This is a genomic window from Microbacterium sp. NPDC087868 (genome assembly GCF_044900755.1).
GTDB lineage: Bacteria > Actinomycetota > Actinomycetes > Actinomycetales > Microbacteriaceae > Microbacterium > Microbacterium galbinum.
The window spans coordinates 1-3226 of the sequence record NZ_JBJDNO010000019.1 but is presented as its reverse complement, the minus strand read 5'-3'; the positions used below and the strand labels follow the sequence as shown (position 1 = coordinate 3226).

Below are 3226 nucleotides of genomic sequence, written 5' to 3'. Positions count from 1 at the left end.
TGCAATGCCTCAAGCAAATGTTATGTATTCACCAAATAAAAATATTCGGTATCAACAAACTTGGCACACTATTGAGTTCTCAAACAACAAACACTTACCGGTTCTTTACCCACCATTCCAGGCGGTAATTTCGTCCAGCGTTATATTCATATTCTATAACTTCGAATTCCTGAAAGTCAAATCCATTGTTTGTGATTTGAACCAGTATTCTCAGTTCCCATTCTTTTCAATTGTTGTCCACAAGACTGTGGAAAAACCTTGATTTTCTGGGGTTCTGCCGCCGTTTCACATCCGGTTATTTCTTCCGTTTTGTTCTCGGCGACAAGGAAAAACTATACACAGGTTTTGGGGGTCCTGCAAATCGGGTGGGTGGTTTTTGACGGTGACCGTGCACACTTAATTCCTGAACTGCTGATTCGGCTCTTTCCATGTGCCCAATCGCTGGCAATTATTACCGAGCTAGGGCTGAGCGCGTAAACATTATTTCGCAGCTGCACAGAGCATCAGCGCCTGTACCTAGCGAGTTTATTGAACCCTTGAGAAGCGTACGCATATACGCGAACCCAATGAATTGTGCCCACATCAGCCGATTAGACGATGCGGGCGCATGCGTGCGTCTGAGCAAGGCACAAGAAGAGAACGCACATGGCGAAACGATGCATCTGGAGGTTCCATGCGCGTGACGGCCAAGGCGGCATCAGCGCAATGACTACCTAGAGCAGTCGGCATTGATGCCGGCCCAATACAGGTCTTGCAGTGCTACGTAAGCACCACCCTCGGCTACGGTGAATAGCAGCGATATTTCGATCGCTGCCACTCCACTTGATGATCTACCGAATACAGGATGAAGTCTATGAAGTTCACGGCGTTGGAACGCTATTGCCACCTCACTGGGCAATCGTATGGCGAGGTGACTCCCGAAGAACAGCAGAGCGATTATCAAGCCGGGGCAACTGAGCTTGACGGACAGCGGTGGCGGATCAGGACCGCAAGGATCACGCCAACAAAGCCAGGTGGGTTCGTAGCCATATGGCATCGGGACGAAACTGGGACTACTGCCCCCTACGAATCCGAAGAGGGACTGCGCGGAGTTATGGTCTTTATCGAGGAAGCCGGCTGTTTTGGCGTCTTCCGCTTTACTCAACAGCACCTCGAGGAGCTGGGCGTCTTCGCCTCAGCATCGGCTCCAGGCAAGCGCGGTTTCCGCGTCTATCCATCATGGACGGCTGGCCTTAAGGGGCAAGCGAAGAAAAGCCAGAATAGTCAGCTGCCTGCGTTCACGTTGCTCGCAGACTAACTTGTCCCGCTCAGACGCCTACTGCAGCTCCATGCGCCGGAACCTGAGTTCTCGTTGCGTCCCACGCAAAGGTGAACCTTCAAAAGGCAACTCGCTGAGATCCACAGTCAATGCGGCTTTCAATGCCAACTGGTTCGCTGACTGCGTGGCCCGGTCAGCCAAGCCGAGCACCCTTGCAAGCTCCGCCCAGTGCTTCTTCTTCAGATTCTTAGCCTTGCCGGCAACAGTCAAAGCCATGGTGTCATCGCCGTAGACCAGGGTGCATGGGATGTCGTAGATGGGCGCTACATTAAACCGTCCATGCAAGTCCGCCAGAATCGAGACGTTCTTTCCATGCAAGTCGCCGTTGCCAGTTAGCCACGCAAAGACGAACTGCATGTATAGATTGCGCCTGGCGAGCACCGGAGCCTGGCACTGCAGCGCTAAGGCTTCAATAGCTTGTTCCGTGCTCACTGCATACTTGCTTGCCGGCGGAAGGTTCAATACCTGCATGGCATCTTCCAACGCCAAACGCGTGGGACTATCCGCCCCCTCGACACCCTCGCGTTCGAACCTCTCGACCAGCAGCCCCGGACTCCCAGTGGAATCCAGTACTAGCCGATTGTTTGCGACCGGAAGTTTGAGCAATCGCGCTGCTTTCAGGTGCTGCGCCTCATTAACGACCAAATGCGGATGATCCCGGGGATCAAGCTTGAGCAGATAGGCGCTGTTCTTGAACTCCACTGGTGTTGTCAGCATGGTTGCGCTGATCTTGTCTTGCACGCCGGGGATCGAGTGGCGGTCCAAGGTGCGCGCGAGGACCGAGAAGTCGAGTTCGGCCGTGCTGCTGAATTCAGCAACCACGGGGGTTTGCTCCAGTGCTGATCCTTCCGGAACAACGCGTACATTGCCTGGAGTATCGGCGCCCACTGCCATCAGCAGAGTCAACTCGTCAGAGATGCTGGTCTTAGTTGCGTCCTTGAGAACGGTCAGGCGATGGCCTTCGGGCAATAGTCCCGAGAAGAACGATGGCAACGCGCCCCCAGGCCCAACGTATGCCTCCGGGGAAGCTGGCAAAGATGTCGCAATGCCCGCGCCACCATGTGCAAGGTAGTCCTTGTTATAGCTGAAGGCCACGCTTCCGTCGGACTGTCTGGCTAGAGTGCCGGCGAGGTTTTCGTTGCAGTAGACGTCAGCCTTGGTAACAAGCTTGAGCTCTTGGAGTTGCGGCTTCATTTGGCCACGCGAATTCGAAGGCCGAGTACATTCGCGACGGAGAGCACCGCTTCAATGGAGGGGTTTCCCGCCCCTCGTTCTATGGAGCGCAGCGTACGTTCGGAGATGCCAGCTAATTCAGCCAGCTGTTCCTGCGTCAGGCCATTCTGTTTTCTAACGCGCTGCAATTCGGCCCCTAGCTCAGTCACTGAATTCATGAAAGATCCTCTTCCGGCAGCATTTCGCCGATTGGCGACATTCTGCTCACTATCATTCAGCATGGAGCAAGAATCGGCAACAAGTTACCGAAATGATAGCCAGGTGCAAGCAATCGATTGTCAGAGGCATCAAAAGGCAGGATCTTGCCGATTGGCGGACCAGAACCCATCGGATAAAGCACCTGCAACGGAGCGGGCGTTCTCTCCCGTAGTGAGCCGCGGAGGTCCAGGGCCACGCAGTCTGCTTAGTCGCTTCAAGCGCGTCCGACATCGGGACACAGCTTAGCCATGGCTGCATTCACAACCCCATGCCTGCCTGGTCGTTCCTTGAGCGGTCTGCGCTAGCGGCCAGCACTCAAGCTCGTTAAAGCAGAAGGGGAGGAGGAACCAAGCAGCACCAGCTGCCCAATTCCCCCTCCGCTTCTAGTTAAACAGGTGAGGCCCCGGCACCAAACGGTACCAGGGCCTCAAACCATCTACTCAAGTTAAGTCCGGCGGTGACCTACTCTCCCACACC

3 protein-coding genes are annotated in these 3226 nt (G+C 54.7%); 1 reads left to right on the top strand and 2 read right to left on the bottom strand.

Translation table 11 applies throughout. From position 1 onward, the window contains the following. Window positions 1–853: 853 nt before the first annotated feature. A complete protein-coding gene (locus ACI2JZ_RS18370) occupies window positions 854–1297 on the top strand; it encodes a MepB family protein (RefSeq protein WP_404598856.1) in 444 nt (147 codons plus the stop codon). An 18-nt stretch (window positions 1298–1315) separates the two neighbouring features. Here ACI2JZ_RS18370 and ACI2JZ_RS18365 read toward each other — a convergent pair whose 3' ends face one another. Further along, window positions 1316–2512, bottom strand: coding sequence for a type II toxin-antitoxin system HipA family toxin (locus ACI2JZ_RS18365; protein ID WP_404598854.1), 1197 nt, complete (start codon window positions 2510–2512; stop codon window positions 1316–1318). Next, entirely contained in the window at window positions 2509–2709 is a 201-nt protein-coding gene (locus tag ACI2JZ_RS18360; protein WP_105662736.1) for a helix-turn-helix transcriptional regulator, read from the bottom strand. Before ACI2JZ_RS18360 ends, ACI2JZ_RS18365 begins: the two co-directional genes overlap by 4 nt. Between the last annotated feature and the right edge of the window lie 517 nt (window positions 2710–3226).

Excerpts from the sequence above, each read along its gene's own strand:
- ACI2JZ_RS18370 (WP_404598856.1), top strand. The coding sequence starts at position 854 with ATGAAGTTCACGGCGTTGGAACGCTATTGCCACCTCACTGGGCAATCG.
- ACI2JZ_RS18365 (WP_404598854.1), bottom strand. The coding sequence starts at position 2,512 with ATGAAGCCGCAACTCCAAGAGCTCAAGCTTGTTACCAAGGCTGACGTC.
- ACI2JZ_RS18360 (WP_105662736.1), bottom strand. The coding sequence starts at position 2,709 with ATGAATTCAGTGACTGAGCTAGGGGCCGAATTGCAGCGCGTTAGAAAA.